The organism is Micromonospora endophytica, assembly GCF_003236305.1.
In the GTDB taxonomy this organism is placed as follows: domain Bacteria; phylum Actinomycetota; class Actinomycetes; order Mycobacteriales; family Micromonosporaceae; genus Micromonospora; species Micromonospora endophytica.
The window spans coordinates 1-26,635 of sequence record NZ_POTX01000014.1 but is presented as its reverse complement, the minus strand read 5'-3'; the positions used below and the strand labels follow the sequence as shown (position 1 = coordinate 26,635).

The window sequence follows — 26,635 nt, the reverse complement described above, 5'->3', positions numbered from 1 at the left end:
CTGTCGGTGGCTCACCGCCCCGGCGCCGTAGGCGGCCGGGGCGGAGCGCCGTTGTGGCGGTGGCATCGTGCGTCCGGTGCGCTACCGGAACTCGTGGACGACCTCGATCTCGCCGACGATGTGCGTGTTGAACTCGTCCAGTTCCTCGGCCGGCACCCACAGTTCCAGGATGGTGTCGCCGCCGACCTGACGGACGGGATAGCGACCGAGGAACTCCGTCTCGACGTGGAAGCGGGTCACGTACCCCACGCCGGACGCGGGCACGTTCCAGTCCCGGGCGATCCGGACCGCGTAGTCCTCGTTCAGCACCGGGTAGAAGATCGGCTGGTCGGGCAGGCGCGGCGGCCACTTCCGCCACCCGGAGGCGCTGACAAGCTCCAGCTCCTCCGGCCCAGTCGGGCGCCACAACACCGTCGTGCCCACGCCGCCGCTCATCTCGACCCCGCCACTTTCGTCGAATCGTGAGCCCGGACAGTACCGATCATCCCGTCCTGAACACCATCGCATTCACCGCAGCGCGACCTTCGACGCGGCATCTGCCGCCAATCTCAAGAGATGTGGGTGCAGTACGTGGCGGTCGCGTCGTCGTGGGTCTTGCCGCGGGGCCAGCGGCCGCCATCGAGATCCGAGTCTTCTGCGGCGCGGACCTGGCGAATCAGCTCAGCTGGGCCTCGATCACGCAGGATCGCCAGGAGGCCAGCCCAGTCGGTGAGCCCGAAGATGTCGGTCAACCGGCTGGCTCCGTCGCTGAGCAGTGCCGCGGCTGTCACGTCCTTGACCGGTCGGCTGCCGACAATCGCCTCGTCGGCGGCGCTTGGGTCGGCGGCGGCCACCCAGAAGCCGCCGGGCTTGTTGCGATGAGCCCGGAGAGCCTGGACGTAGTCGCGGCGTGCCTGGTCGTGTTCGGGCGTGCCGTTGGTGAGTCCGTCCATCGTGGCGCGATAGAGCCGCCCTACGTCTGCCTCGCGGTCGTCGCTGACGACCAGCGGCGCATGGTCGGCCTGGTCGAGCAGAAGGACGGAATCGGCGAGTACCAGGTACTCAAGCTGGTCGCGGTTGCGCCTGAGCACGATGACCGTCGCGGACGGGGTGCCGGGGTCGTCGAGCTGGCAGGTGCCAGCGTGCAGGCTGGCCGTCTGGTTGATCGCGTCGGCGAGGACGGTGGTCAACATCTGGCGGTTGTTGGGAGCCAGGCCGGCGAGGAGCGCGCCGCCGAGCTGACGGGTGTACCAGGCGACGCCGTGCGAGCAGCGCGAAGGCGTGCCGGACAGGCCGGCACCGTCGAGCAACACCACGCCGTACGGCGTCGCAGCGGTGAAATCCTCGTTGTGCTGATCGGGCCTTCCGGGGCTGGTCGCCATGGTGACGCGCATCAGTCGTCCGCCAGCGGGCGGAGCGGGGTCAGCAGCTCGACGTGGCGTGGCTCGTGGCTGTCGGGGTCGTACTCGGTACCGACCAGCGCGGAGAAGTGTGCGGTCTTCACCTCGTTGTACAGCTCGCCGATCCGGGTGCAGAGCAGTTGGACGACGCCGAGGGAGCCGGGCGGATGGATGCCGGTGAAGACGACAAGCGAGCCCTTCCGGTCCGGTCGCGGCAGCCGGCCGAGGTAGGCCACATCCCAGTGGGAATGCGGCTTCTGGTCCTGGCCGGACCGATACACCTCGCCGGTCGTACGGTCGACCAGAGTCCATGGGCCGTCGTCTGCGCGTTCGAACTGCAAGGTGGGGTCCTGCGCGAGCACTTGGGCGACGTGTGTCGAGATACGCGGACCGCAGATGACCACCAGGTTGGGACGGTTCAGGTCGATCTCACCACCGACGGGGATGGACTCGAACGACGGCTCCAAGCCGAAGCTTCGGGCGAGATCGCCCAGTCGCTGGGCGGCCGTCATGTCTTCGATTGCCACCACCGGACGTGACTTGATCACCTCCTGCTTCACCGGGGTGATGATCGTGACGGTGCCTTGGCCCAGGAACGCGCCTTCCGGAGCCGGACCGCCATGCCGGATCTGGTGGATGCGTCCGCGAGTAAGGCCGACCTGCTGAGCGATGTCGGCGTACGACATGCCGCCGTCGTGAAGCTCCTGAATGACGCGTCGGCGTAGCCGGGCAAGTTCGGTTACCTCCGCCTGCGCTGCCGACATGCGCGCGGTTGCTTCACGAAGTAACTCGAATGGATCTTGGATTGTCGAGATTCGTCCAACTTCGCCGGTCATGTTCGCCCTTGCTCCCCAGCGGCGGCAGTGCGTCTAGTCCCCTTGACGTGCTCACGATACCGCCGTAGGTTTCTGTCTATCCCTCTATACGCCCGCGCCATGAGATCACGTCACTTCTGTCTAGGGGGATAGACAGCAGGATCAGGGGCGGGGCCATGGTTATCGAGCACGGAAACGAAGCGGCCGAAACTCTCCCCGGAGGTACGCATGAGTCAACGTCACGCGCCGTTGCGCCCGATCTGGATCTGCACCGGGTGCGCGCACCCGTGGCCGTGCGGCCCGGCTCGGGTGGAGTTGGTGGCCGACTATGCCGGGCAGCGGCGGGAACTGGCGGTGGACCTGGCGGAGCTGCTCCGCGAGGCGACGGCCGACCTGACCCGGATCTGCCCGGAACCGCCCGACCCGGTGGCCGTGTATGCCAGGTTCCTCGGCTGGCTGCGCCGCACGCCTGACGCCTAACCGGGCCGCCCGGCCGCACCGAGAGCAGCCGAGCTGCCGGCGCGCACCGAGAGCAGCCGGGCTGCCCGGCCGCACCGAGAACAGAGAGCAGCCGGGCCGCCCGGCGGGACAGAGATCAGGCGCGCCGCACCGAAAAAGGCAGACGAACGGTCAGGGCTGGGCGAGCAGGTTGGCGAGGCGTGCGGCGACAGGTGGGGCGTACATGTGCAGCCGGGCCACGTTGATGGTGTCCTGGCCGACCACGGAGAGCAGAGCTTGCGGGCCGACCGCGTACACCGCGAAGTAGCCGCCCTGGTTGCGGACGGTGGACTGGCAGAATTCTCCCTGGCCGAGGCGGAGGCTGACCTGCCGGCCGAGGCCGAAGGTCGCCGCCGCCATCGCGGCCAGGTCGTCGGGGTCCAACCCGTCCGGTACGTCGTGAGTGATGCGCAGGCCGTCCACGCCGCCGAGGACACTTCCCTGCACGCCGGGGATCTGGAGGCGCAGGTCGGCCAGCTCGGTGCCGATGGCGGCGTACGGCAACGACGGGTTGCCGGCCAACGACGGTGGCAGCCGGGGCGGCGGCGGGAGGTCCGGGCGCTGCGCGGTGCGGCGGGGCAGGAACGTGTCTCGGCTGCTCACAGCTCCAGGCGCTCCTCGATGCTGCGCAGCTGGTGCCGGGCGAGCGCCAGGTTGGACCGGGTCTTGCTGAGCATCAGGTAGAGGAACAGACCCATGCCGTTGGAGCCGGTCAGCGGCCGGATGATGTGGTACTGGCCGCCGAGGGTGATCAGCATGTCCTCGATCTGGTCGTTCAGCTTCAGCATCTCGATGGTGCGCATTTTCGCGCGTACGACATCGGTGTTACCGGCCGCGGCGACGGTCAGGTCGATCTCCGGTGTGCCGCCGGCCACCCCGAGCGTCATGCCGCTGGTGTAGTCGACGAGGGCGACGCCGATCGCGCCGTCGATCGTCATGGCGTCTTTGAGTGCGGTGTCGAGGTTGGCCACATTGCCTCCAGGTCGCGGTGACGTAGCTGCTCACGCAGTACGCGGGGCGGTGCCCCGGGTGAGGAAGTCTCGGACGAGAGTGGCACATCGGCCCTGTGACCTGCATCTTGTGTATCCCGAACCGGCTGAGTGGGCCACCCAGGGTGACCACGGGGATGATCGAGATCGTCGCAGCGGCGGATGTCCCGGTACCGATTTCTGCTGGTAGCGGCGCTCAGACCGGTCAAGTCGGCGCCGTGGCGGTGAGGTCGGCGAGGATCCGCCGCTGGAACGCGCGGGCCTGTGGGCCGGTCGGTGGGATGCCACCGGTGCGGGCCGCGATCGACAGCTCGACCAGATCGGTGGTCGCGGCGTCGGCGAGCGGGCTGCCGTCGGCGAGCAGCCGCCGGCCGGCGGCCACCTTGGGCAGCCACACCCCGTGGCGCAGCCGTGCCCAGGAACGGCAGGCCCCGAGCACGGCGTCCTCCGCGCCGGGTGCGGGCACGTCGCCGGTGGGGGCCGGCCGGTCGAGCCACCAACGCAGCGCGGTCACGACCAGCCGGTGCAGGTCGTCCGGGGCGAGGTCGGCGAAGACCTCCGCGGCGGGCGGGCCGAGCAGGGCCTGCCCGCTCTGGTGCAGGATGCTGCGATCCAGTCCGTACCAGAACAGGCCGTCGGCGGGCGGCCGCTGCGCCGGATCGTACGTGGCCCGGAAGTCCATCCCCGCGCCGCTGTTCAGCTCGACCTCGAAGCCCGGGTCGGGGGAGCCGGCGGCGGCCACCTCCCGCCGGTAGACGACAAGCTCCAGGCCGCGCGCCGGGCACGGCAGCGCCTCGTGCCGCAGCCGTGCCACCAGCTCCCGCGCGACCGCCCGGTCCAGCTCGTCGGCGCAGACCAGCGCCACGTCCACGTCGCTGCGCCCCGGCTGGTACGCCCCCAACCCCACCGAACCCGCCGCGTACGCCCCGCACAGCTGGTCGCCGAGCACGCAGCCTGCGACGGCAACCAGGTCGGTCAGGTACCGCCGCAGCGGCTCAGGCATCGCCCAGTTCCCCGGGTTCCCCCCATCGCGTCCCGGCGGGCAGGAAGAACGCCGTGCTCTCCGGGCCGAGGGCGTGCCGGATGACCATCCGGGAGTGCTCGTCCACGTCGGGCAGCTGACCCGGGGTGAACCACCGTACGTCCGGCGACTCGTCGTCGTCCTCCGCGCCCAGCAGCCGACAGTGGAAACCGAGGTTGAGGTACTGGCTGCGGTCGCCGTTCGGGAACTTGTGCGGGTGCGCCACCGCGCTGCTGAGCCGTAGCGGTTCGACATGCAGGCCGGTTTCTTCCAGCACCTTGCGCACCACCGCGGTGGCTGGCTGCTCGCCCGGCTGCACGAAACCGCTCACCACCGACCACCGGCTGTCATCGGTGCGTTGACCGAGCAGCAGTTCGCCCGCGTCGTTGCGGACGACCGCGCTGACGCTGGGTATCCAGATCAGGTCGTTGCCGACGTGCTTACGCATTCGCAGGATGTAATCTGGTACGCCCATCCGGCGACCTTAGCTGGTCCACCATCAGCGCAGACACGCTCAGTCAGGAGAGGCTGACCTGCCGCCGTCGCGGAGCGTGGAGATTCGGCTCGCCGGCGGTCCGCCGATGTTCGGCTGGCTCGGCAGCGTGATTTTGTCGTTTCGGCCCGTGGCCCGGCCAACACGTCTAATGTGGAAAAGGCTGGTGACTTGCGGTGTTCCGGTGGCGAGCGGTCGATTCCCGGTGCACAGTGAAACCCATGAGCGACAGCGGACGTGGACGCTACTACTGGTGTACGCGACACCACCGGGTCGAGAGCGATGCCGACGTGTGCCCTGCCCGGCATGTTCTCGGACCGTATTCCTCAGCCGCCGACGCGGAGAACGCCCTGCAACAGGTGCGGGAGCGTAACGAAGCGTGGGAGGCCGAGGACGCCCGTTGGGCCGGGGAGGAGAGATAGGCGGCGCGGGGGCCTCCCGCGCCGAGAGCACCGCGTGCCCCGCGAGGGCGGTGGCACGTCCCCAAGGAGGGAACCGAGATGGCCGAAGCACAGCAGGCCACCCGCCCGGCCGCGAAGCGTACGCCCGCGAGGAAGACCGCCGCGACGGAACGCAGCGCGGGCCTGACCCGCACCCCGTCCACCCGCCGGGCCACCGGCACCGGACCGGCGGCCCGGAGCACGTCCGGTGGCACCGGGCGGACCGCAGCGTCGAAGACCACCGCGAAGAAGACCACGGCGGCGACGAAGACGTCCACGCGCACGACCACGGCGGCGGCCCGCAAGAGCACCGCGACCAAGGCACCCGCGAAGAAGACCACGGCCAAGAAGACCACGGCCAAGGCGCCCGCGAAGAAGGCGACGTCGACGCGGCCCGCAGCCGGCGCGCGTAAGACGGCAGCGGCGGCGAAGGCACCGGCGAAGAAGGCCACCACGCGGGTGAGCGCCGCCGCGAAGAAGACCACGGCCAAGGCGCCGGCCAAGAAGGCACCGGCCAAGAAGACGGCTTCGACGGCGCGGAAGAGCACCACGACGAGAACGCCGGCGCGGAAGACGACCTCGGCGGCCAGCCGAACCCCGGCGCGCGGCACCACGGCCCGCGCGACCACGGCGAAGATGCCCGCGAAGAAGGCCCCCGCCAAGAAGACCACGGCGAAGAAGGCGCCGGCCAGCAAGGCCACGGCGAAGAAAGCGCCCGCGAAGAAGGCACCTGCCACCAAGGCAGCCGCGAAGAAGGCACCCGCGAGGAAGACCGCGGCCAAGAAGGCGCCCGCCAGCACGACGTCTGCGGCGCGGAAGTCCGCGCCCGGCAAGCGGACCACGGCGAAGGCGACGTCGACCGGACGTTCGGGGAGCACCGCACGCCGGGCGGCCGGCTGATTCGGCGTACGCCGAACCGCCGCGCCGGATTCGGGTACGCCGAACCGGCGCGGCGGGCCCGCCCCCAGCGGGGATTGTCACAGCTGCGGTCGCTGCTGCCCGGCGGGCAGGTTTGCGAGGATGGCGACCATGGCATACGACCCGAGCGACCTCCCGGACGTGTCCGGGCTCACCGTCGGCATCATCGGCGGCACCGGTGACCAGGGCCGGGGGCTGGCGTACCGGTTCGCCCGCGCCGGCCAGACGGTGCTTGTCGGTTCCCGTTCCGCGCAGCGGGCGGCCGAGTCGGCGGCGGAGATCTCCGCGCTGCCCGGCGTACCGGCCGGTGGTGGCGTGACCGGGGCGGACAACGAGGAGGTGGCGCGGCGCAGCGACGTGGTGATCATCGCGGTGCCCTGGGACGGGCACGCGGCCACCCTCACCGCGCTCGCCGGGCCGCTCGCCGGCAAGGTCGTCGTCGACTGCGTCAACCCGCTCGGCTTCGACAAACAGGGCCCGTACGCGCTGCCGGTGCCGGAGGGGAGCGCGGCGCAGCAGGCCGCCGCGTTGTTGCCCGACTCCCGGGTCTGCGCGGCGTTCCACCACGTCAGCGCGCCGTTGCTGGCCGACCCGGAGATCGATCGGATCGACCTGGACGTGCTGATCTGCACCGAGGATCGGGAGCTGGTCGGCATCGTCGGCGCCCTCGCCGCCCGCATCCCCGGCATGCGGGGCCTCTACGCCGGACGGCTACGCAACGCCCACCAGATCGAGGCGTTCACCGCGAACCTGATCGCCGTCAACCGGCGCTACAAGGCACACGCCGGCATCCGCGTCACCGACGTCTGACCCGCCGAGCCGGTGCGGCCCGCCAGCGAGGGCTGGCGGGCCGCACGGACGGGAGTCGGTCAGTAGTTGACGCCGACCTTCTTGCAGGCAGCGGTGGCGTCCGCGGCGGCCTTCTCGTACGCCGGCGCTTCGCCTGCCGCTTCCGGGTCCGAGGCCGCAGCCGCCTTGGCATTCTCCGCCTGGAACTTCTTCAGCGCGGCGGCCACCTCACTGTCGCCGGCGTTCGCCGTCACCGCGCCCAACGAGCTCTCCATCTCGCTCAGGATCTCCTTGGCGGAGGGCTCCTTGCCGGCCTGCACCGCGCTGAGGATGGATTGCTTCACCTCGTCTCCGGCCTTCTTCGCCGCCTCACAGAGTTCCTTGTCGCTCGCGCCGGCGGCGGCAGCCGGTGCCGACGTGGCGGCGGGGGCGGGGGTGGTGGCGTCGGCGGCGGCCGAGGCGGTGGCGGACGGCGTGGCGCCGGCCTCGGTCGAAGTGTCCTCTCCGCCGCAGGCGGCGAGAGTCATCAAGGCACAGGTCAGAACGAGAGAAGTGAGGCGAATTCGATTCACGGCGGGCACTTTAGCCGGTGGCCGGTGCCGGGACCGGCACCGGTTCCCGCCGGTGGCGGCGGACCGCCATGGTGACGGTCCGCCTCCTCCTCGCTTCAGAAGGTGTGTTCGGCGGCGGGGAACTGACCGTCGCGGACCTCGTCGGCGAAGCGTCGGGTCGCCTCGCCCAGCACACCGGCCAGGTCGGCGTAGCGCTTCACGAAACGCGGCGTGCGGCCGGCACGCAGACCTGCCATGTCCTGCCAGACCAGCACCTGGGCGTCGGTCTCCGGACCCGCGCCGATGCCCACCGTGGGAATGGCCAACTCGGCGGTGACGCGCTTGGCGACCTCACCGGGCACCATCTCCAGCACCACCGCGAAGGCACCCGCCTCGGCCACCGCACGGGCGTCGGCGATCACCTCCTCGGCGGTGTCGCCACGGCCCTGCACCCGGTAGCCGCCGAGGGTGTGTTCGCTCTGCGGGGTGAAGCCGATGTGCGCCATCACCGGGATGCCGGCGCCGACGATGGCGGCGATCTGGTCGGCGCAGCGCCGGCCACCCTCCAACTTCACCGCGTGGCAGCCGCCCTCCTTCATGAACCGCACAGCGGTACGCAGTGCCTGCGCCGGCCCCTCCTCGTACGAGCCGAACGGCAGGTCACCGACGACAAGGGTGTGCCGGGTGACGCGGACCACCGCCCGGACCAGGGGCAGCAGCTCCTCGGCGGTCACCGGCAGGGTGGTCTCGTAGCCGAAGACGTTGTTCGCCGCCGAGTCGCCGACCAGCAGCACCGGGATGCCGGCGGCGTCGAAGATCGAGGCAGTGTACTGGTCGTACGAGGTGAGCATCGCCCACTTCTCGCCGCGCTCCTTGGCGGCGATCAGGTCGCGGGTGCGGACCCGCCGGGTGGCCGGGCCGCCGTAGAGGGCGCTCACCTCGGCCGGAGTGGATTCCACCATGACGCATCTCCTTTCCTCGAGGCCGCGTACGCGGTCCCCGGGCTCTGCCGCGATCGTCGCACCACAGGTGTGGCAGCTGGCAGGGCGGAGTGGAGGAATTCACTCCCCAGCGCTCAGCCGTCCTCCCGCCACCGGTTCGTGATCGGCAGGCGTCGGTCCCGGCCGAACGCCTTCATCGAGATTTTCGTGCCGGGCGCGGACTGGCGGCGTTTGTACTCCGCGGTATCCACCATCCGCAGCACCTTGTCCACCACCGCCGGGGCGTGCCCGGAGGAGACCAGACCCTCGCGGCCCAGGTCACCGTCGATGTAGCCGATCAGGATCGGATCGAGTACGTCGTAGTCGGGCAACGTGTCGCTGTCGAGCTGGCCGGGGCTCAGCTCGGCGCTCGGCGGCTTGCCGATCGAGTTCTCCGGGATCGGCGGGGTGCCACCCGTGCGGGCCGCCTCGGCGTTGCGCCACTTGGCCAGCCGCCACACCAACGTCTTCCAGACGTCCTTGATCGGGTTGAAGCCGCCGACCGAGTCGCCGTAGAGGGTGGAGTAGCCGACCGCCAGCTCGCTCTTGTTGCCGGTGGTCAGCACCAGCGGCCCCTCCTGGTTGGAGAGTGCCATCAGGATCACGCCGCGTACCCGGGCCTGGAGGTTCTCCACCGCCACCCCGGAGAGCGACAGGTTCGCCAGGAAGGCGTCCACCATCGGCTGGATCGGCTCGACCCGGTAGTCCAGCCCGGCGCGCTTGGCCAGGTCGGCCGCGTCTTCCCGACTGTGCTCGGAGGAGTGCTGGCTGGGCATGGAGACCCCGATCACCCGGTCGGCGCCGAGCGCGTCCACCGCGATGGCCGCGACCACCGCCGAGTCGATGCCGCCGGAGAGCCCCAGCACCACCGACGGGAAGCGGTTCTTGTCGACGTAGTCCCGCAGCCCCAGCACGAGTGCCTGCCACACCTCCGCCTCGTCGGCGACCGGCTCGATGATCCCGCCCAGCGCCGCCGGACCGGTGGGCGCCGGCGGGATCTCCTCGACCGTCCGGCGCACCACCCGCAACCCGGCCGCGGTCTGCGCACCGTCGACGGCCTCGGCGTCGGCCGTGGCCGCCGGGCCCGCGCCGTGCGCCGCCGGCAGCTCCACGTCGTGTACGAGCAGATGCTCGACGAACTGCGGCGCCCGGGTCAGCAGCGTCCCGTCCGGCCCGACGATCATCGAGTCGCCCTCGAAGACCAGCTCGTCCTGGCCGCCGATCATGTTGACGTACGCGATGGTGGCCCCGGCCTCGGCAGCCCGGCGGCGGACCAGCGGCAGGCGTACGTCGTCCTTGTTCAGCTCGTACGGCGAGCCGTTGATGTTGACCACCAGCCCGACGCCGGCCTGCCCGGCGGCGGCGAACGGACCGCCGGCCTGCCAGAGGTCCTCGCAGACGGTCAACGCCACGTCCACCCCGCCGAGCCGAACCACGGTGAGCATGTCACCGGGCACGAAGTAGCGGTCCTCGTCGAAGACGCCGTAGTTGGGCAGGTGATGCTTGAAGTAGGTGGCCACGATCTGACCCCGGTGCAGCAGCGCGGCGGCGTTGCGGGCCCCCCGGCCCGGCTCGGCGTCCCCGCTGACCTGCGGCGGTCCGTCGGCGTCGAGGTAGCCGACCACCACCGGCAGCTCACCCAACCCGTCGGCGGCGAGGTCGGTGGCGAGCCGGTCGAGCGCCGCCTTCGACGCGGCGACGAAGGACCGCCGGAATACCAGGTCCTCCACCGGGTAGCCGGTCAGCACCATCTCCGGGAAGAGCGCCAGCTGGGCGCCGGCGTCGGCGGCCCGGCGGGCCCAGGCGCGGACCAGGCCGGCGTTGCCGGTGAGGTCGCCGACGGCGGGGTTGACCTGGCACAGAGCGAGACGCAGGGTGGGCATGCCCTCATCTTGCCCCAGCGGTGTCAGGTCGACACGTGGGCGCTGGCACACCCCGCCGGAGTCCGCCGGTCGGGACTGCGCGGGGCGCGAGCCCGACGATTCGCGTAACGTCTGCGTAATCGGGCCGGTGAAGACTGGTCGGTCAGGTCGGGTAAAGCCCGGTCGAAGGCGGACATTGAGTCGCGGAAGGTTGGGACAGTGGACCGTCAGCAGGAGTTCGTCCTCCGTACGCTGGAAGAGCGGGACATCCGCTTTGTCCGGCTCTGGTTCACCGACGTGCTCGGCACGCTCAAGAGCGTGTCGGTCGCCCCCGCTGAGCTGGAGTCCGCCTTCGACGAGGGCATCGGCTTCGACGGCTCGGCCATCGAGGGCTTCGCCCGGGTGTTCGAGTCGGACATGGTGGCCATGCCCGACCCCACCACCTTCCAGGTGTTCCCGTTCGAGGGTGGGGTGAGCGGCGAGAGCGCCCGGATGTTCTGCGACATCCTGCTCCCCGACGGCGGCCCGGCCTGGGCCGATCCCCGGCATGTGCTGCGCCGGGCGCTGTCCCGGGCGGCCGAGAAGGGCTTCACCTTCTACACCCACCCCGAGATCGAGTTCTTCCTGCTGGAGAACGGGCCGGCGGACGGCACGGTGCCGGTGCCGGTGGACACCGGCGGCTACTTCGAGCACACCACGCACGCGGTGGCGCGGGACTTCCGCCGCCAGGCGGTGCTGTCGCTGGAGCGGATCGGCATCTCGGTGGAGTTCAGCCACCACGAGGTCGCCCCCGGCCAGCAGGAGATCGACCTGCGCTACGCGGACGCGTTGACCACCGCCGACAACATCATGACCTTCCGGCACGTGGTCAAGGAGGTGGCGCTCTCCACCGGGGTGCAGGCCACCTTCATGCCGAAGCCCTTCACCGACCAGCCGGGCAGCGGCATGCACACCCACCTGTCGCTGTTCGAGGGGGAGCGCAACGCGTTCCACGACCCGAGCGACCCGATGAAGCTGTCGAAGGTGGCGCGGGCCTTCATCGCCGGGCTGCTGACCCACGCCCGGGAATACACCGCGGTCACCAACCAGTGGGTCAACTCGTACAAGCGGCTCTTCCCTCAGGCGCTGCCGGACCGGGTCACCGAGAGCCCCGCGTACGTCTGCTGGGGGCACCTGAACCGGTCGGCGCTGGTGCGCGTTCCCGCGTACGGCAAGCCCAACTCGGCCCGGGTGGAGGTCCGCTCACCCGACTCGGCCGCCAACCCCTACCTCGCCTTCGCGGTGCTGCTCGGCGCCGGGATGAAGGGCATCGAGGAGGGGTACGAGCTGCCGCCGGGCGCCGAGGACGACGTCTGGTCGCTGACCAGCGCCGAGCGGCGGGCCATGGGGTACGAACCGTTGCCGGAGAACCTCGCCGAGGCGATCGACGTGATGGCCGGTTCGGAGCTGGTCGCCGAGGTGCTCGGCGAGCACGTCTTCGACTTCTTCCTGCGCAACAAGCGCGCCGAGTGGGAGCAGTACCGCCGCGAGGTCACCCCGTACGAGCGGCAGCGCTACCTGTCGCTGTAGGCCCGCAACGCCGCACCGACCCGCGCTCCGCGCCGGGTCGGTGCGGCGTTGCGGGGTGCCGCTATCGTCTCGATCACCGTGCCGGCGTCCGCCGGCCGGGGAACGGTAGGCGAGCGGTCGGGGAGGCAGTCGGTGCTGGAGGATCTGCTCAGCGGAGCCTGGCAGAGCGTGGTGTTCGGAATCGTCGGGGTCGGCCTGATGGCCGCCGGGTTCGTCCTGGTCGACCTGCTCACGCCGGGCAAGCTGCGGGACCTGATCTGGGTACGCCGCAACGCCAACGCCGGGCTGCTGCTGGCCGCCAACCAACTGGGCGTCGCCGGGATCGTCTTCACCGCGATCCTGACCAGCTACCACGACTTCGCCAAGGGCCTGGCCTCGACGGTGCTGTTCGGGCTGATCGGCCTCGGCATCATGGCGCTCGCCTTCTTCGTGCTGGACCTGCTCACCCCGGGCAAGCTCGGCGAGGTCATCTGCGCCGACGAGCCGCACCCGGTGGCCCGGGTCAGCGCCGCCAGCCACTTCGGCGCGGCCCTGATCGTCTGCGCCTGCATCGCCTGAACTGATCCGCCTTCCCCCCGACCCCGGCCGGCTTCGTGCCCGGCCGGGGTCGTCGGCGTGACCACCAGTCGGCGTGACCGCCAACTGGCGCTGCAAGTCTTGCATGTCCTTTCATGGCTCTGATCGGCGAGAATTCCTTGACGCAGGGCGCTGTCTCTAGCGCGAAGGAATACATGCTGGTAACTTTCGTGCAACCTTTGCTGCAAGGGCTTGCAACACCTTTCGCGTCGTTGCGCCGGGCTGAAGCCCGACGTGGGGTGTCAGGAGAGCCATGGAACATCGTTCGTCGACCCGTGCGGGGCGAATCGGCCGAGGGCGGAGGCGATGGGCCGTGGCCGTCCCCGCCGCCGTCCTCGTCACCAGCCTGCTGCCGGTGACCGCGGCCTCGGCCGCCAACGCCGTCACCGTCTACTACCAGCCACCGACCGCCTGGGGCGCGTCGGTGAACATCCACTACGGCATCGACGGATCCGGTTGGACGTCGGTGCCGGGCGTGGCCATGGACGCCGCCTGCCCCGGCTGGCGTCGTAAGACCATCGACCTGGGTGCCGCCGCTGGCCTGCAAGTGGTCTTCACCAACGGCGCGGGGGTCTGGGACAACAACAACGGTGCGAACTACCGGCTGGGCACCGGACCGGTGAGCGTGGCCGGGGGGCGGGTCTCCGCCGGCGACCCGTGTGCCGGAACCGACCCTTCGCCGACTCCGACGCCCACCGGCACGCCCGCCCCCGGCGCCACCGCCGAGATCTACTACCGGCTCACCACCCGCAACTGGACCGCTGCGAACATCCACTACCGGCCGACGGGCGGCACCTGGACGGCGGTGCCCGGCACGGCCATGGAGGTGGCCTGCGCGGGGTGGGCCCGTAAGGTGATCGACCTGGGTACGGCCAGCGGCCTCACCGCCGCGTTCAACAACGGCGCCGGGCAGTGGGACAACAACAACGGTGCGGACTACACCATCGGCACCGGCCGCAGCACCGTCTCCGGCGGCGAGGTCACCCCGGCCGCGGCAAACCCGTGCGGGGCGCCACCCCCACCGGACACCAGCGCACCATCGGTGCCGGCCGGGCTCAGGGCTACGGTGAACGGGGTCCGGGTCACCGTCGACTGGACGGCGTCGACCGATGACCGGGCGGTGACCGGGTACGAGGTCATCCGCACCGGCGGCGACTCGGGGACGGTGCGTACGGCCACCACGGGCACCCGGCACGTGGCAGCCGGCCTGCTGCCACGTACCGCGTACCGCTGGACGGTGCGGGCCCGCGACGAGGCCGGCAACTGGTCGGCGGCGAGCGACCCGGTCACCGCGACCACCGGCGACGCCCCACCCGCGCCGGCCGGCGGTTCCCCGCTCGGCGGTGACCCTCGTGAGGACACCATCTACTTCGTGATGACCGCCCGGTTCGCCGACGGCGACCCGAGCAACAACCGGGGTGGCAGCCAACACGTCCGCTCCGGCAACGCCGCCAACGACGATCCGATGTTCCGCGGTGACTTCCAGGGGCTGGTCGACAAGCTCGACTACATCAAGGCGCTCGGCTTCTCCGCCATCTGGATCACGCCGGTGGTGTTGAACCGCTCCGACTACGACTTCCACGGCTACCACGGCTGGGACTTCCACCGGGTCGACCCGCGCCTGGAGAGCCCTGGTGCGAGCTACCAGGACCTGATCAACGCCGCGCACGGCAAGGGCATCAAGATCTTCCAGGACGTGGTCTACAACCACAGCTCACGGTGGGGGGCGAAGGGGCTGTTCACCCCGACCGTGTACGGCGTACGGGACGAGCAGTGGAAGTGGTACTACGACCAGCCGCAGGCCGGGCGGGAGTACGACCCGATGGTCGAACACGACGGCGCCGACCCGACGCTGACCGCGGCCCAGAACGCCCTCGCCAAGGGGCGGCCGTACAACGGCGACCTGTGGTCGTCGCAGGCTTCGACCGACAACCGGTGCCTGCGCTGGGGCACCCCGAACGGCGCGTACAGCCGGGAGGGCTACACCATCTACCACTGCCAGTGGCCCGTCCCGACCAGCGGCCTGTTCCCGGCCGACCTCTACCACCAGTGCTGGATCGGCAACTGGGAGGGCGAGGACTCCCGCAGTTGCTGGCTGCACGAGGACCTGGCCGACTTCAACACCGAGAACGCGCAGGTGCAGCAGTACCTGATCGACGTCTACAACAAGTACATCGACATGGGCGTGGACGGTTTCCGGATCGACACCGCCGTGCACATTCCCCGGGTCACCTGGAACCGCCGTTTCCTGCCCGCGATCCAGCAGCACGCGGTGGCCCGACACGGCGAGAAGGGCAAGGACTTCTACGTCTTCGGTGAGGTGGCCGCGTTCGTCAACGACAAGTGGAACCGTGGCTCGGTCAACCACTCCGCCCAGTTCTTCACCTGGAAGGAGCGCCGGGAGTACAGCCCGGACGACGTCCGCGCCGCGATCGAGCAGTACGACTACGAGCAACTGCTCGGCACCGGCAACCAGCCGACCAGCGACAACGCCTTCCTGCGCGGCAACAGCTACCACACACCCGACTATTCGCGCTTCTCCGGCATGAACGTCATCGACATGCGGATGCACATGAACTTCAGCGACGCGAACAACGCCTTCGGCAACGGGCGGGACTCCGATGACAGCTACAACGACGCGACCTACAACGTCGTCTACGTCGACAGTCACGACTACGGGCCGAACAAGTCCTCCGTGCGGTACACCGGCGGCACCGACGCGTGGGCGGAGAACATGAGCTTGATGTGGACGTTCCGGGGCATCCCGACGCTCTACTACGGCTCGGAGATCGAGTTCCAGAAGGGCGCGCCGATCGACTGCGGCCCCAGCTGCCCGCTGGCCACCACCGGTCGGGCCTACTACGGCGGTCACCTGGCCGGCAGCGTCACCGCCGCCGACTTCGGCGTGGTCGCCAGCGCCACCGGCACCGTCGCCCAGACCCTGGACAAGCCGCTGGTCAAACACGTGCAGCGGCTCAACCAGATCCGCCGGGCCATCCCCGCGCTACAGAAGGGGCAGTACTCGACCGAGGGGATCAGCGGTAACCAGATGGCGTACAAGCGCCGGTTCACCGAGGGCGGGGTGGACAGCTTCGCGCTGGTCACCGTCTCCGGCGGCGCCACGTTCAACGGCATACCCAACGGCACCTACACCGACGCGGTGACCGGTGACGTCAAGGTCGTCACGAACGGCACGCTGACCGCGGCGGTCAGCGGGAAGGGGAACCTGCGGGTGTACGTGCTCAGCCTGCCCGGCAACCCGGCCCCCGGGAAGATCGGCGCGACCGGCCCGTACCTGAGGTGATCCGGTTCGGCTGTGCGGGGTGAGAACCCCGGCGGGGGCGGCATCCAGTGGTGGGATGCCGCCCCCGTTCCTGCCGCCCGTACCGGCTGTCACTTGCCGGCGGAGTCGTCCTTGTCGCCGTGCGCGCCGGGACCACCGAAGACACCGGCCTCGACGGCCGCCGTGATCGCGTCGGCCTGCTCCTGGGTGAGCTTGCCGTCCTCGACCGCCTGCGCCAGCCGCTCGGTCAGTGCCTCCTTGCGGTCCTCGGCGGAGCCCTTCGGCCCGCGCTCGCCGCGCTCGCCCTGCTCGCCCCGGCCCGGCCAGCGTCCCTCACGGCCCTCGCCGCGCTCGCCGTCCGGACGGCCCTGAGACTTGTGCTCCTCGCGCAGCTTCTCCAGGGCGGCGGTCACCTTCTCGGTGTCCACGCCCAGCTCCTTGGCGAGGGCCTCGGCGAACTCCTGCTGCCGCTCGCCTTGCTCCGGCCGCTTGTCGTCCTGCCCGGCGTCGGCGCTCGCGCTGGCACTCGGGGTCTTGTCGTCGGCGAGCGCCACGGTGGGGGCGGCGATCCCGGCGCCGAGTACGCCCGCGGCGGCCAGTCCGGCCAGCAGCTGCTTCTTCGAAATGGTGCGGGACATCGGTCCTCCAACTCGTCGGTCATGCGATGACGTCACCGACAGTGACCAGGTTTGCTGGGGGCGACCCGTGGCGAACCTGTCAGCGAGCTGGCAATTTCCATCCCAAAACGGACAGGATGGCAGTTTCGCCCCGATCTGGCCGTCGGCCAGCGAACGCGCGTTGGCTGGCGCGGGGCTTACCCGACCGGCTGGCGGGGCTCAGCGGACGGCGGGCGCGACGGTGAGGGTGCCGGTGTCGGCGTCGAGGGTGGCCCGGGTGCCCACCGGGACGCTGAGCTGACCGGGCCCGTGGCCGATCGGCAGGCCACCCAGCACCGGCACACCCAGGTCACCGAGCCGCTCGGTGAGCACGTCGGCGACCCCCACCTGCCAGCCGTCCGCGCAGTCGCTGAACTGGCCCACCGCCACCCCGGCCAGCCCGTCCAGCGCGCCGGCGCGGCGCAGCTGGGTCAGCATCCGGTCGATCTTGTACGGCGGCTCCTGCACGTCCTCCAGCAGCAGCACCGCCCCGGTGAGGTCCGGCATGTCCGGGGTGCCCAGCGAGGCCACCACCAGGCAGAGGTTGCCGCCCAGCAGCCGGCCGACGGCCCGCCCCGGCACCCGTACGCCGAAGGTCTCCTCGGTCTCGACGGCACGTACGGTGACCGGCTCGGTGGTGGTCAGCGCCGCGTGCAGCGACTCCGCCGAGGCCAGCGGGGTCCGCTCGTCGCGCCAGGCCGCCCCGGGTCCGTGCACCCCGGCGAGGCGGGCACCCCGCCACAGCGCCAGTTGCAGGGCGGTGATGTCGGAGAAACCCGCCACCACCTTCGGGTCGCGGCGGACCGCCGCCATGTCGATGGCGTCCACCACCCGCTGCGCGCCGTACCCGCCCCGGGTGCAGATCACCCCGCGCACCTCCGGATCGGCGAAGGCGGCGTTCAGGTCGGCGGCCCGCAGCGCGTCGGTGCCGGCCAGGTAGCCGTGCCGGGCGTACACGTTCGGCGCGAGCCGGGGCCGCAACCCCCAGCCGGTGAGCAGTTCGATGCCCCGGGCCACCCGCTCCGGGCGGGTCGGCCCCGAGGGCGAGACCAACAGCACCGTGTCACCGAGACGTAGCGCCGGTGGGCGTACGACGTGGTCGGGCGCGGTGTGGTCGGGCACAGCGCAAGAGCCTAGTCCCGCGCACCGCCCCGGTCGGTGGGACCGGCTAGCCTCGACGGCGTGGCAACCGCGTTGGTGATCGAGAACGACCCGACCGACGACGCACGCCGGCTGGGGGAGTGGCTGACCGAGGCCGGCCTCGACCTGTCGGTGACGCGTCCGCACGCGGGCGACGACCTGCCCGCAGACCTCGACGGGTACGCCGCGCTGGTGGTGCTCGGCGGCGACCGGCAGGCGTACCCGGAAACTGACGGATCGCCGGGAGCGCCCTGGTTCCCGGCCGTGGAGGGGCTGCTGCGCAAGGCGGTCCGGCACCGCGTCCCGACGCTGGGGATCTGCCTCGGCGCGCAACTGCTCGCCACCGCGCACGCCGGCACCGTCGAACGCAGCCCGGCCGGGCCCGAGGTCGGCCCCGCCGTGGTCGGCCGGCGCGACGCCGCCGAGAACGATCCGCTGTTCCGGTACGTGCCGCTGATTCCCGACGTGCTCCAGTGGCACGCCGACGAGATCACCGAGCTGCCGGTCGGCGCGACCCTGCTGGCCGCCTCCACCCGCTATCCGCACCAGGCGTTCCGGCTCGGTGACCGGGCCTGGGGCCTCCAGTTCCACATCGAGTGCGACACCGCGATGATCGCCGACTGGTCCACCGACTCGGCGCTGCTGGCCGAGTTGGGCTACGACCCCGAACTGGTGATCAGCGCCTGCCACGCGGTGCTGACCGACGTGGAGGAGGTGTGGCAGCCCTTCGCCGCCCGCTTCGCCGCGCTGGCCCTCGGCGAGCTGGACGACAGCGGGTCGCGCCGCAGCCTGCCGCTGCTCGGGCACTGATGGGGCGGCCGACGAGCGCCACCAGCCGGCTCGCCCGCTACGGCTTCGGTGTCGCCGACGACGACGCCCGGGCCCGCGCCGCCGACCTGCTCGGCCCGGGCGGGCTCGGCCTGTGGCGACCCGAATCGCAGGAACCCACCGACGACCGGGCCCGCGAGCTGCTCACCGCGTTGTCCCGGGCCGCCGACCCGGACCTGGCGCTGCGCCAGCTGCATCGGCTGGTCGAGGCGGAACGGCGGGCCGAAGGCCACCCCAACGGCACGGCGACCGAGGCCGGGGGCGGCATCGGCGCTGGTTCGGCGATGCTCGCCGCACTCGACGAGGATCCGGGGTTGCGCCGCCGGCTGATCGCCGTGCTGGGCGCCTCCTCCGCGCTCGGTGACCACCTCGTGGCCAACCCCGACCAGTGGCCGGTGCTGGGTACCGCGCCGGACGGGCTCGCCCCGGCCGCCGACGGACGGCTCGACCTGCAGTGGACGCCGACCACCCCGCCCGCCACCGCTGGCACGTCCGGCTCGGGCCGGACCGGTGCCGCCGGCACGGCCAGGGCGGGCCGCGCCGGCGCCGGCAACCCCGTGGCCGCGCTGCGGCGGGCGTACCGGCTGGCGTTGCTGCGGATCGCGGCGGCCGACCTGACCGGCGGACGTGGCCTGGAACAGACCATGGCGGCCCTATCCACGCTCGCCGACGCCACCCTCACCGCCGCGTACGCGATCGCCGTCGACGAGTTGCCCGAGGGCACCCGGCGACCCCGGCTGGCCGTGGTGGCGATGGGCAAGTGCGGCGGCGGCGAACTCAACTACGTCTCCGACGTCGATGTGATCTTCGTGGCCGCCGAGGACGACGACCTGACCGCCGCCACCACCGTGGCCACCCGACTGATCCACATCTGTGGTCTGGTCGCCTGGCCGGTCGACGCCGCGCTGCGCCCGGAGGGCAACCGGGGGCCGCTGGTGCGTACCCTCGCCAGCCACCTGGCGTACTACCGGCGGTGGGCCCGCACCTGGGAGTTCCAGGCCCTGCTCAAGGCCCGTCCGGCCGCCGGTGACCTGGCGCTGGGCCGGGAGTGGATCGACACCCTGGCACCCCTGCTCTGGCAGGCGGCCGAACGCCCGGAGGCGGTCGAGGACGTCCGCGCGATGCGCCGGAAGATCATCGACAACATCCCGCCGAAGGAGCAGGAACGCGAGATCAAGCGTGGCCCCGGCGGGCTGCGCGACATCGAGTTCGCGGTGCAGTTGCTCCAGTTGGTGCACGGCCGAGGCGACGAGTCGCTGCGGGTACCCGGCACCATCCCGGCGCTGCGGGCGCTCGTCACCGGCGGCTACGTCGGCCGGGCCGACGGTGAGGCGCTGCTGCGCGGCTACCGCTTCCTGCGCGGCGTCGAGCACCGCCTGCAACTGCAGGGCCTGCGGCGCACCCACACCGTGCCGACCGAGCCGGGAGCGCTGCGCTGGCTCGCCGCCGCGCTCGGCCACACCGCCACCCCGGGACGCAGCGCCGTCGAGGAGTTCCGCGCCGAGTGGGTCACCCACGCCACCGAGGTACGCCGGCTGCACGCCAAACTGCTCTACCGTCCGCTGCTGGAGTCGGTGGCCCGGGTGCCGGCCGACGGGCTGCGACTGACCCCGCAGGCGGCCCGCAACCGGCTGGAGATCCTCGGCTTCGCCGATCCGGCCGGGGCGCTGCGTCACCTCGAGGCCCTCACCGGCGGGGTGAGCCGCACCGCCGCCATCCAGCGCACCCTGCTGCCGGTGCTGCTCAGCGAGTTCGCCGACGCCCCCGAACCGGACCGGGGCCTGCTCAACTACCGCCAGGTCTCCGACTCCCTCGGCAGCACCCCGTGGTATTTGCGGCTGCTGCGTGACTCCGGGCCGGTGGCCCGCCGGCTGGCCCGGGTGCTCTCCTCCTCCCGGTACGTCGCCGACCTGCTGGCCCGGGAACCGGAGGCGCTGCGCCTGCTGGCCGAGGAGAGCGAGCTGCGGCCCCGCCCCCGCGAGGTGCTCTGCGACGGGTTCGCCGCCGCCGCGGCCCGGCACGCCAGCGACCCGGTCGAGGCCATCCGGGCGGTACGCGCGCTGCGCCGCCGGGAACTGCTCCGCCTCGCCTGCGCCGACGTGCTCAGTCGCGCCGGCTCACTGGCCCCCACCCGGGGCGACGGTGAACGGCGCAACCCCGGCCTGGCCGACATCATCACGGTCGGCACCGCGCTGGCCGCCGTCACCGACGCCACCCTCGCCGCCGCGCTGCATACCGCCCGGGCCGCCCAGCCGGACCTGCCGGGCCTGAAGTTCGCCGTGATCGGGATGGGCCGGCTCGGTGGCTACGAGTCCAACTACCTCTCCGACGCCGACGTGCTCTTCGTCTACGAGCCGCCGGAAGGCGTCAACGAGAGCGCGGCCAGCGCCGCCGCCCAGGCCATCGCCGAGGAGCTGCGCCGGCTGCTCGGCATGCCCGCGCCCGACCCGGCGCTCGGCGTCGACGCCGACCTGCGGCCCGAGGGACGGCAGGGCCCACTGGTCCGCAGCCTCGCCGCCTACCAGCAGTACTACGCCCGCTGGTCGCGGGTGTGGGAGGCGCAGGCGCTGCTGCGGGCCCGCTGCGTGGCCGGCGACGCCGACCTGGGCACCCGCTTCGAGCAACTGGTCGACCCGGTCCGCTACCCGGCCGACGGGCTGACCCGCGAACAGATCATCGAGATCCGCCGGATCAAGGCCCGGGTCGAGACCGAGCGGCTGCCCCGTGGCGCCGATCCGGCCACCCACACCAAACTGGGCCGGGGCGCCCTGGCCGACGTCGAATGGGCGGTGCAGCTGCTCCAACTGCGGCACGCCGGGGCGCACCCGCAGCTGCGCGGTACGCGTACCCTCGACGCGCTCACCGCCGCCCGCGACGCGGGCCTGGTGGATCCGGTGGACGCCGAGGCGATGGCGGCCGGCTGGACCCTCGCGGCGCAGGTCCGCAACGCGCTGATGCTGGTCCGTGGCCGTGCCGGCGACCAACTGCCCCGCCACGGCGTGGAGTTGGCCGGCGTGGTCCGGCTGCTCGGCGCGGACGACCCGGGCGAGTTCCTCGACGAGTACCTTCGCACCGGCCGCCGCTCCCGCGCCGCCACCCAACGCGTCCTCGAGATGTAGGAGATGCAAGGAAGGGCCCCCTATTAACGCCTCGGGTAGAGGAAGGGCCCCCTATTAACAGTCGCACCGGCTCGCCCGGAGGCGCTGCCGGCTCCGCGGGTCAGCGCGTTCAGGGCCCGTCAGCTGCCGAGGGTGTACGTCCCCGCGCCGGGAACGGTCACCGTCGTCCAGTTGCCGTCCGGGGCGACGGTGGCGCCGCCGGAGGCGGTCAGCCAGCGGCTGTGCCGGACCCGGATCGGCACCGGGCCGGGACCGGAGACGCCGAACGTGACCGAGGCACCGTCGGCCGCGACCAGCTCGCCGGGCGGGCCGACCAGGGGCGTCGGCGCGGTCACCGCGTACAGCCGCCAGCGCCGGTCGGACCAGACCTCGGTCAGGTACGGCAGACCGCCGGTGACCAGCTCGGCCTCGGCCCGGCCCACCCAGGACAGCGGGGCGTCGGGCACCGCGACGTACTGCACCGCGTTCTCGTCGAGCCAGGCCCGGTAACTGTCGACGGTCAGCGGCACACCGGTGCCGGCGGCACCCGGCACCGTGGTGAAGAAGAGCGGGTTACGGTCGATGTCGGCCTGCCGCAACCAGCCCCGGGCCAGTGGTACGTCACCGAGCCGGGCCGCCTCCCAGTAGTTGCGGGTCGGCGGCACCTCCAACCGGCCGGTGAGCCCGCGCCGATCCAACTCGGCGCGCAGCGGGGCGAAGTAGCCAGGATCGCTTGTCGGGTCGCCGATGCTGCGCAGGTCGGCGGGGACCACCGGCGGCTGCCACCAACACACCACCGCCAGCAGCGCAGCCAACCCCACGCCAACCAGCCCCCGCCGCGCCGGCCGCTCCGCCGGGCCAGGCCGCTCCGCCGGGCCCTCGTGGGCGCCGTCGGATCGGGCTGCGACGCTGGGTCGAGCTGCTATGCCGGAGCGGGCTGCCGCGCGGGTCGGCCAGGCGGCGTCGAATCGGGTCGGCCAGGCGGCGTCCAATCGGGTCGGCCAGGAGGGTACGCGGGCGGCGGCGGCCAGGAGCGGGAGGGCGAACATGGTGGCCAGCCGGGTGGCGTTCAGCCCGACCGGGGTGTGCACGAGGGCCGCCGCGACCACCCCGCCGGCCGCCAGCAGCGCGCCGATCCGCACCGGCCGGTACCCGACAAGCGCCGCCACCAGCAGGGCGGTCACCGTCGCCCGGATGGTGTCGGTGCGGCTGATGTTCATCCAGCCGCCGTCGCCGAACAGCAACGCCGTCGCGCCCAGCGGCAGCGCGGCGGCCACCGCGAGGACCAGCCCGTCGGCGTAGCGGCGGGAGAGCAGCAGCGCGACCCCGACCAACCCGACGAAGAGGCCGGCCACCGGACTGGTCGCGGAGGCGAGCAGCGCTGCGCCCCCGGCCAGCGCCAGCCGCGCCCAGCCGGCACCGGGACGAGAGCCCGCCGGCGTCGGTGGTGGCGAGCCGCCGGGGGGAGGGCCGGCCCGCGTCGGTGACGTTCCGCCGGGACGGGTGTCGGTCGGGTGCCAGGTGAGGGCGAGCAGGGCGGCGAGGCCGAAGGCCACCCCGAGTCCGTACGTCACCCGGCCGGAGACCAGGTTGCCGGCGATGGTGACCACCCCGACCAGGCTGCCGAGCAGCGGTCGGGGTACCCCGGCGCGCACCAGCAGCGCGGCGAACACGGTTGCCGCCGCGATCAGCGCCACCGCGCCGGTGACACGCACCCCGAGCAGGGCCATCACCGGTTGGGCGAGCAGGCTGTAGCCGAACTGCTGGACGCCGCCGTACCAGCGCATGTCGATCGGGACCGGGCCGTGGGTGGCGAAGAAGTCGGCCCGCGCGACCTGTGCCGCCAGGTCCGAGCCCATCGCCGGGAGGATGAGGTACGCCACACCGGCCGCCCCGGCCCACGCGGCGGCCCACGCCACCGTACGACTGCCCCGCATGCCCACCTCCGTGTCTCGATCACGGTACTGGCAGCATGTCTGGGTGCCCCATCACCTCGTGCGCTGGATCGGACTTGCCGGATCGATCATGCTCGCCGTGGCCGCGTTCCTCGGTGGCGCCCTGCCCGACGGAGACCTGCGCCCCACACCGGTGAAGATCTGGCAGGGCACGAACGGGCCGCTGATCATCGGGTTGTGGCTGTTCGGCACGGTCGCCATGGCGGTCGCCTGGTGGGTGCTGCGGGACCGGGTGCCGTCGGTCCGGTGGGCGCTGGTCACGGCCGGGTTGTGGGTGCTGCCGTTCCTGGTCACGCCGCCGTTGGGCAGCCGGGACGCGTACGCGTACGCCTGCCAGGGGGCCAGCTACTCCAACGGCATCAGCCCGTACGAGTATGGCGTCTCCACCCTGCCCTGCCCCTGGCTGGACACCATGTCGCACATCTGGCGAGACACCCCGGCCCCGTACGGGCCGCTGTTCGTGGTGATCTCCGGGGCGGTGGTCGCCGTTACCGGTTCGCTGTTCGGCAGCATCGCGTTGTTCCGGGTGCTCGCGGTGGCCGGGGTGGTGCTCACCGCGGCCTGCCTGCCGGTGCTGGCCCGCCGCTGCGGCGTGCCGGTCGAGCGGGCGCTCTGGCTCGCCCTGGCCAGCCCGCTGGTGGGGGTACACCTGATCTCCGGGGTGCACAACGACGCGATCATGGTCGGGCTGCTGGTGGCCGGACTGGCCGTGGTGGTCAGCCGGCCGGGCCGGACCTGGCCGCTGCTGGCCGGCGGGGTGGTGCTCGGCCTGGCCGCCGGGATCAAGGTGACCGCGCTGGTGGTGGTGCCGTTCGCGGCGCTCGCCGCGATCCCCGGCGGGTTCTCCCTGCGCGGGCTGCTGCGGCACGGTACGCCGGTGGTCGGTGGGGCGGTGGGCACGGTGTTCGGGGTGACCCTCGCCGCCGGGCTGGACCTTGGTTGGATCACCGGGTTGTCGCACGGCAACGAGGTGATCGCCTGGACCTCGCCGCCGACCGCGGTCGGGCAGACCATCGGCTACCTGGCGCTCCCCTTCGGCCTGCACATCGACGCGCTGCCGGTGACCCGGGGCATCGCCGTGGTGGTGCTGCTGGCGTTGCTGGTGTGGCTGTGGTTCCGGGCCCGCCACCGGGAACCGCTGTGGCACGCCGCGCTGGCGTTGACCGCGACGGTGGCGCTGGCCCCGCTGTTCCACCCCTGGTACTGGTTCTGGCCGCTGGTCCTGCTCGCCGCCACCGCGCAGCGCACCTGGTGGTTCAGCGCGGTGACGGTGTACTCCGCGTTCCACGTGCTGGCCGACGGCACCGGGCTGCCCCGCTACACCAAGACGGTAGGCGCGCCGCTGATGACGCTGTTCGTGATCTGGGTGGCGGTTCGCTTGGTACGGTCGGCTCGGGCGGCCCGCCGCCCGGTTCCCGCCGATTAAGGACGGTTCGCGCGGCCTGCCGCCCGCTGCCGTCCCCTGAGGAGAGGCACGCCGGTGACCGATCCCGGCACCTCCCGATCCGGTGCCCACCCGGAACCCGGTGCCCGTCCGGAACCCGGTGCCCACGCCGGTGACCGCACCACCGCCCGTGACGCCCGGCCGCCAGATGGCCGTGACGGCCGGTCGGCACAAGGCCGTGACGCCCGGCCGTCGACCGGGCGGGACCGGAATGTCCGCTGGATCGGGCTGGCCGGAGCGGTGTCGCTGGCGGTCGCCGGGTACCTCGGCGGTGCGCTGCCCGACACCAGTACCGCCCGGAGTTCCGGGAACGGTCCGCTGGCCGTGGCGTTGTGGCTGCTCGGCACCGCCGCCATGGTGGGGGCCTGGTGGGCGTTGCGCGGCGGGGCGCCGTCGACCCGGTGGGCGTACGTCACCGCCGGGCTGTGGGCGCTGCCGCTGCTGGTCACCGCCCCGCTGGGCAGCCGGGACGTCTATTCGTACGCCTGTCAGGGCTGGGTGTACGCCGACGGCGGTGATCCGTACATCACCGGGGTGGCTGCGGCCGGCTGCCCGTGGCTGGACACGGTCGCGCCGGTCTGGCGGGACACTCCGGCACCGTACGGCCCGTTCTTCGTGCTGCTCGCCGCGCTGGCCGTGGTGCTCGGCGGCGGCCTGGTCGGCACGGTGCTGCTGTTGCGGCTGCTGGCGGTGGCCGGGTTGGTGGTGGCGGCGGCCTGCCTGCCCGGCCTGGCCCGGGCGGGCGGCGTGCCGGCCCGACGGGCGACCTGGCTGCTGCTGGCCTGCCCCCTGGTCGGTGTGCACCTGGTAGCCGGTGCCCACAACGACGCGGTGATGCTCGGCCTGCTCCTGCCCGCCCTGCTGCTGGTGACCCGTCGGCCGGCGCGACCGGGCCTGCTGCTGCCGGGTCGGCCCTGGGTGGTGCTTGTCGCCGGGGTGCTGCTCGGGCTGGCGGTGTCGGTGAAGGTCACCGCCGTGGTGGTGGTGCCGTTCGCGGCGCTGGCCGCGGTGCGGGGGCAGCCCCGGGTGGCGACGCTGCTGCGCGACGGTGGGCCGCTGCTCGTCGGGGTGCTCGGCGGGCTGGTGGCCCCCTCACTGCTCACCGGTCTCGGGCCGGGTTGGCTCGGCGGGTTGAGCCGCAGCGGCGACACCGTGCAGTGGACCTCGCCGTCGACCGCCGTCGGCATGGTGGTCGACTACGCCGGTGACCTGTTCGGCCGTCACCCCGACGCGGTGCCGATCACCCGCGCCGCCGGCCTGCTCCTTCTCGCCACCTTCCTCCTCACCCTCTGGCGCCACACCTGGACCTGTCTCTTATACACAGCTGACGCTGCCGACGATAAGGCTCGTG

General features: G+C 72.1%; 23 protein-coding genes. 9 read left to right on the top strand and 14 right to left on the bottom strand.

Annotation, left to right across the window (positions count from 1 at the left end):
- Positions 1 to 81 precede the first annotated feature (81 nt).
- The 3 genes from C1I93_RS03775 to C1I93_RS03765 form a co-directional block, all read right to left on the bottom strand.
- Positions 82 to 435 carry a hypothetical protein gene (locus C1I93_RS03775; RefSeq protein WP_111241801.1) on the bottom strand — a complete coding sequence of 118 codons (354 nt, stop codon included), beginning with the start codon at positions 433 to 435 and terminating at the stop codon, positions 82 to 84.
- Positions 436 to 548: 113 nt separating this feature from the next.
- Positions 549 to 1,289 (bottom strand): hypothetical protein, encoded by a 741-nt coding sequence (locus tag C1I93_RS03770; RefSeq protein WP_212808315.1) that lies wholly within the window; start codon positions 1,287 to 1,289, stop codon positions 549 to 551.
- Positions 1,290 to 1,372: 83 nt separating this feature from the next.
- Positions 1,373 to 2,215, bottom strand: a complete 843-nt coding sequence (locus C1I93_RS03765) for a helix-turn-helix domain-containing protein (RefSeq protein WP_111241799.1) — start codon at positions 2,213 to 2,215, stop codon at positions 1,373 to 1,375.
- Positions 2,216 to 2,422: 207 nt separating this feature from the next.
- Here C1I93_RS03765 and C1I93_RS03760 point away from each other — a divergent pair, with 207 nt between their 5' ends.
- On the top strand, positions 2,423 to 2,674 hold the full coding sequence (locus C1I93_RS03760) for a flavin reductase (protein WP_111241798.1): 252 nt from the start codon (positions 2,423 to 2,425) through the stop codon (positions 2,672 to 2,674).
- A 150-nt stretch (positions 2,675 to 2,824) separates the two neighbouring features.
- Here C1I93_RS03760 and C1I93_RS03755 read toward each other — a convergent pair whose 3' ends face one another.
- The 5 genes from C1I93_RS03755 to C1I93_RS31355 all read right to left on the bottom strand — a co-directional run bounded on the left by C1I93_RS03755 (position 2,825) and on the right by C1I93_RS31355 (position 6,513).
- The gene (locus tag C1I93_RS03755) at positions 2,825 to 3,295 is read right to left on the bottom strand and encodes a roadblock/LC7 domain-containing protein (protein WP_111241797.1); all 471 of its coding nucleotides are present in this window, start codon (positions 3,293 to 3,295) and stop codon (positions 2,825 to 2,827) included.
- Entirely contained in the window at positions 3,292 to 3,663 is a 372-nt protein-coding gene (locus C1I93_RS03750) for a hypothetical protein (RefSeq protein WP_111241796.1), read from the bottom strand. Before C1I93_RS03750 ends, C1I93_RS03755 begins: the two co-directional genes overlap by 4 nt.
- A gap of 223 nt (positions 3,664 to 3,886) precedes the next feature.
- Positions 3,887 to 4,684 (bottom strand): nucleotidyltransferase domain-containing protein, encoded by a 798-nt coding sequence (locus tag C1I93_RS03745; RefSeq protein ID WP_111241795.1) that lies wholly within the window; start codon positions 4,682 to 4,684, stop codon positions 3,887 to 3,889.
- Positions 4,677 to 5,177 carry an NUDIX hydrolase gene (locus tag C1I93_RS03740; RefSeq protein ID WP_111241794.1) on the bottom strand — a complete coding sequence of 167 codons (501 nt, stop codon included), beginning with the start codon at positions 5,175 to 5,177 and terminating at the stop codon, positions 4,677 to 4,679. Before C1I93_RS03740 ends, C1I93_RS03745 begins: the two co-directional genes overlap by 8 nt.
- A 265-nt stretch (positions 5,178 to 5,442) precedes the next feature.
- On the bottom strand, positions 5,443 to 6,513 hold the full coding sequence (locus C1I93_RS31355; RefSeq protein WP_181445002.1) for a hypothetical protein: 1,071 nt from the start codon (positions 6,511 to 6,513) through the stop codon (positions 5,443 to 5,445).
- A gap of 151 nt (positions 6,514 to 6,664) precedes the next feature.
- Here C1I93_RS31355 and npdG point away from each other — a divergent pair, with 151 nt between their 5' ends.
- The gene (gene npdG / locus C1I93_RS03725) at positions 6,665 to 7,363 is read left to right on the top strand and encodes an NADPH-dependent F420 reductase (protein WP_111241819.1); all 699 of its coding nucleotides are present in this window, start codon (positions 6,665 to 6,667) and stop codon (positions 7,361 to 7,363) included.
- Positions 7,364 to 7,422: 59 nt separating this feature from the next.
- Here npdG and C1I93_RS31350 read toward each other — a convergent pair whose 3' ends face one another.
- The 3 genes from C1I93_RS31350 to C1I93_RS03705 all read right to left on the bottom strand — a co-directional run bounded on the left by C1I93_RS31350 (position 7,423) and on the right by C1I93_RS03705 (position 10,756).
- The gene (locus C1I93_RS31350) at positions 7,423 to 7,869 is read right to left on the bottom strand and encodes a hypothetical protein (RefSeq protein ID WP_181444999.1); all 447 of its coding nucleotides are present in this window, start codon (positions 7,867 to 7,869) and stop codon (positions 7,423 to 7,425) included.
- Positions 7,870 to 8,009: 140 nt separating this feature from the next.
- On the bottom strand, positions 8,010 to 8,855 hold the full coding sequence (gene panB / locus C1I93_RS03710; RefSeq protein ID WP_111241789.1) for a 3-methyl-2-oxobutanoate hydroxymethyltransferase: 846 nt from the start codon (positions 8,853 to 8,855) through the stop codon (positions 8,010 to 8,012).
- A 113-nt stretch (positions 8,856 to 8,968) separates the two neighbouring features.
- Positions 8,969 to 10,756, bottom strand: coding sequence for an NAD+ synthase (locus C1I93_RS03705; protein WP_111241788.1), 1,788 nt, complete (start codon positions 10,754 to 10,756; stop codon positions 8,969 to 8,971).
- A 198-nt stretch (positions 10,757 to 10,954) separates the two neighbouring features.
- On the opposite strand from C1I93_RS03705, the gene glnA reads away from it, so the two are divergent.
- The 3 genes from glnA (at position 10,955) to C1I93_RS03690 (ending at position 16,184) form a co-directional block, all read left to right on the top strand.
- Positions 10,955 to 12,304, top strand: coding sequence for a type I glutamate--ammonia ligase (gene glnA / locus C1I93_RS03700; RefSeq protein WP_111241787.1), 1,350 nt, complete (start codon positions 10,955 to 10,957; stop codon positions 12,302 to 12,304).
- 132 nt (positions 12,305 to 12,436) lie between these two features.
- Positions 12,437 to 12,862, top strand: a complete 426-nt coding sequence (locus C1I93_RS03695) for a DUF350 domain-containing protein (protein WP_111241786.1) — start codon at positions 12,437 to 12,439, stop codon at positions 12,860 to 12,862.
- Positions 12,863 to 13,193: 331 nt separating this feature from the next.
- Entirely contained in the window at positions 13,194 to 16,184 is a 2,991-nt protein-coding gene (locus C1I93_RS03690; protein ID WP_223256341.1) for a carbohydrate binding domain-containing protein, read from the top strand.
- An 89-nt stretch (positions 16,185 to 16,273) separates the two neighbouring features.
- Here C1I93_RS03690 and C1I93_RS03685 read toward each other — a convergent pair whose 3' ends face one another.
- Positions 16,274 to 16,801, bottom strand: coding sequence for a hypothetical protein (locus C1I93_RS03685; RefSeq protein WP_111241784.1), 528 nt, complete (start codon positions 16,799 to 16,801; stop codon positions 16,274 to 16,276).
- A gap of 198 nt (positions 16,802 to 16,999) precedes the next feature.
- Complete coding sequence (locus tag C1I93_RS03680) at positions 17,000 to 17,941, bottom strand: S66 peptidase family protein (RefSeq protein ID WP_111241783.1); 942 nt, start codon at positions 17,939 to 17,941, stop codon at positions 17,000 to 17,002.
- A 60-nt stretch (positions 17,942 to 18,001) separates the two neighbouring features.
- On the opposite strand from C1I93_RS03680, the gene C1I93_RS03675 reads away from it, so the two are divergent.
- Positions 18,002 to 18,769: a type 1 glutamine amidotransferase gene (locus C1I93_RS03675; RefSeq protein ID WP_420811737.1), complete on the top strand. Its 768-nt coding sequence runs from the start codon at positions 18,002 to 18,004 to the stop codon at positions 18,767 to 18,769.
- The gene (locus C1I93_RS03670) at positions 18,769 to 21,906 is read left to right on the top strand and encodes a bifunctional [glutamine synthetase] adenylyltransferase/[glutamine synthetase]-adenylyl-L-tyrosine phosphorylase (protein WP_111241781.1); all 3,138 of its coding nucleotides are present in this window, start codon (positions 18,769 to 18,771) and stop codon (positions 21,904 to 21,906) included. Before C1I93_RS03675 ends, C1I93_RS03670 begins: the two co-directional genes overlap by 1 nt.
- Before the next feature lie 119 nt (positions 21,907 to 22,025).
- Here the strand turns inward: C1I93_RS03670 and C1I93_RS03665 are convergent, their stop codons facing one another.
- Positions 22,026 to 23,822 (bottom strand): hypothetical protein, encoded by a 1,797-nt coding sequence (locus C1I93_RS03665; protein WP_111241780.1) that lies wholly within the window; start codon positions 23,820 to 23,822, stop codon positions 22,026 to 22,028.
- A gap of 43 nt (positions 23,823 to 23,865) precedes the next feature.
- On the opposite strand from C1I93_RS03665, the gene mptB (C1I93_RS03660) reads away from it, so the two are divergent.
- Together mptB (C1I93_RS03660) and mptB (C1I93_RS33370) are read left to right on the top strand one after the other, a co-directional pair.
- Positions 23,866 to 25,266: a polyprenol phosphomannose-dependent alpha 1,6 mannosyltransferase MptB gene (gene mptB / locus C1I93_RS03660; RefSeq protein ID WP_181444998.1), complete on the top strand. Its 1,401-nt coding sequence runs from the start codon at positions 23,866 to 23,868 to the stop codon at positions 25,264 to 25,266.
- A gap of 240 nt (positions 25,267 to 25,506) precedes the next feature.
- On the top strand, positions 25,507 to 26,635 hold a 1,129-nt coding region (gene mptB / locus C1I93_RS33370; protein WP_258378255.1), incomplete at its 3' end, for a polyprenol phosphomannose-dependent alpha 1,6 mannosyltransferase MptB.

Bases quoted from the DNA above. Each gene is read 5' to 3' on its own strand.
- C1I93_RS03740 (WP_111241794.1), bottom strand. From the start codon at position 5,177: ATGGGCGTACCAGATTACATCCTGCGAATGCGTAAGCACGTCGGCAAC.
- npdG (WP_111241819.1), top strand. From the start codon at position 6,665: ATGGCATACGACCCGAGCGACCTCCCGGACGTGTCCGGGCTCACCGTC.
- C1I93_RS03670 (WP_111241781.1), top strand. From the start codon at position 18,769: ATGGGGCGGCCGACGAGCGCCACCAGCCGGCTCGCCCGCTACGGCTTC.
- C1I93_RS03775 (WP_111241801.1), bottom strand. From the start codon at position 435: ATGAGCGGCGGCGTGGGCACGACGGTGTTGTGGCGCCCGACTGGGCCG.
- C1I93_RS03760 (WP_111241798.1), top strand. From the start codon at position 2,423: ATGAGTCAACGTCACGCGCCGTTGCGCCCGATCTGGATCTGCACCGGG.
- C1I93_RS03705 (WP_111241788.1), bottom strand. From the start codon at position 10,756: ATGCCCACCCTGCGTCTCGCTCTGTGCCAGGTCAACCCCGCCGTCGGC.
- C1I93_RS31350 (WP_181444999.1), bottom strand. From the start codon at position 7,869: ATGACTCTCGCCGCCTGCGGCGGAGAGGACACTTCGACCGAGGCCGGC.
- panB (WP_111241789.1), bottom strand. From the start codon at position 8,855: ATGGTGGAATCCACTCCGGCCGAGGTGAGCGCCCTCTACGGCGGCCCG.
- C1I93_RS03685 (WP_111241784.1), bottom strand. From the start codon at position 16,801: ATGTCCCGCACCATTTCGAAGAAGCAGCTGCTGGCCGGACTGGCCGCC.
- C1I93_RS03765 (WP_111241799.1), bottom strand. From the start codon at position 2,215: ATGACCGGCGAAGTTGGACGAATCTCGACAATCCAAGATCCATTCGAG.
- C1I93_RS03745 (WP_111241795.1), bottom strand. From the start codon at position 4,684: ATGCCTGAGCCGCTGCGGCGGTACCTGACCGACCTGGTTGCCGTCGCA.
- C1I93_RS03665 (WP_111241780.1), bottom strand. From the start codon at position 23,822: ATGCGGGGCAGTCGTACGGTGGCGTGGGCCGCCGCGTGGGCCGGGGCG.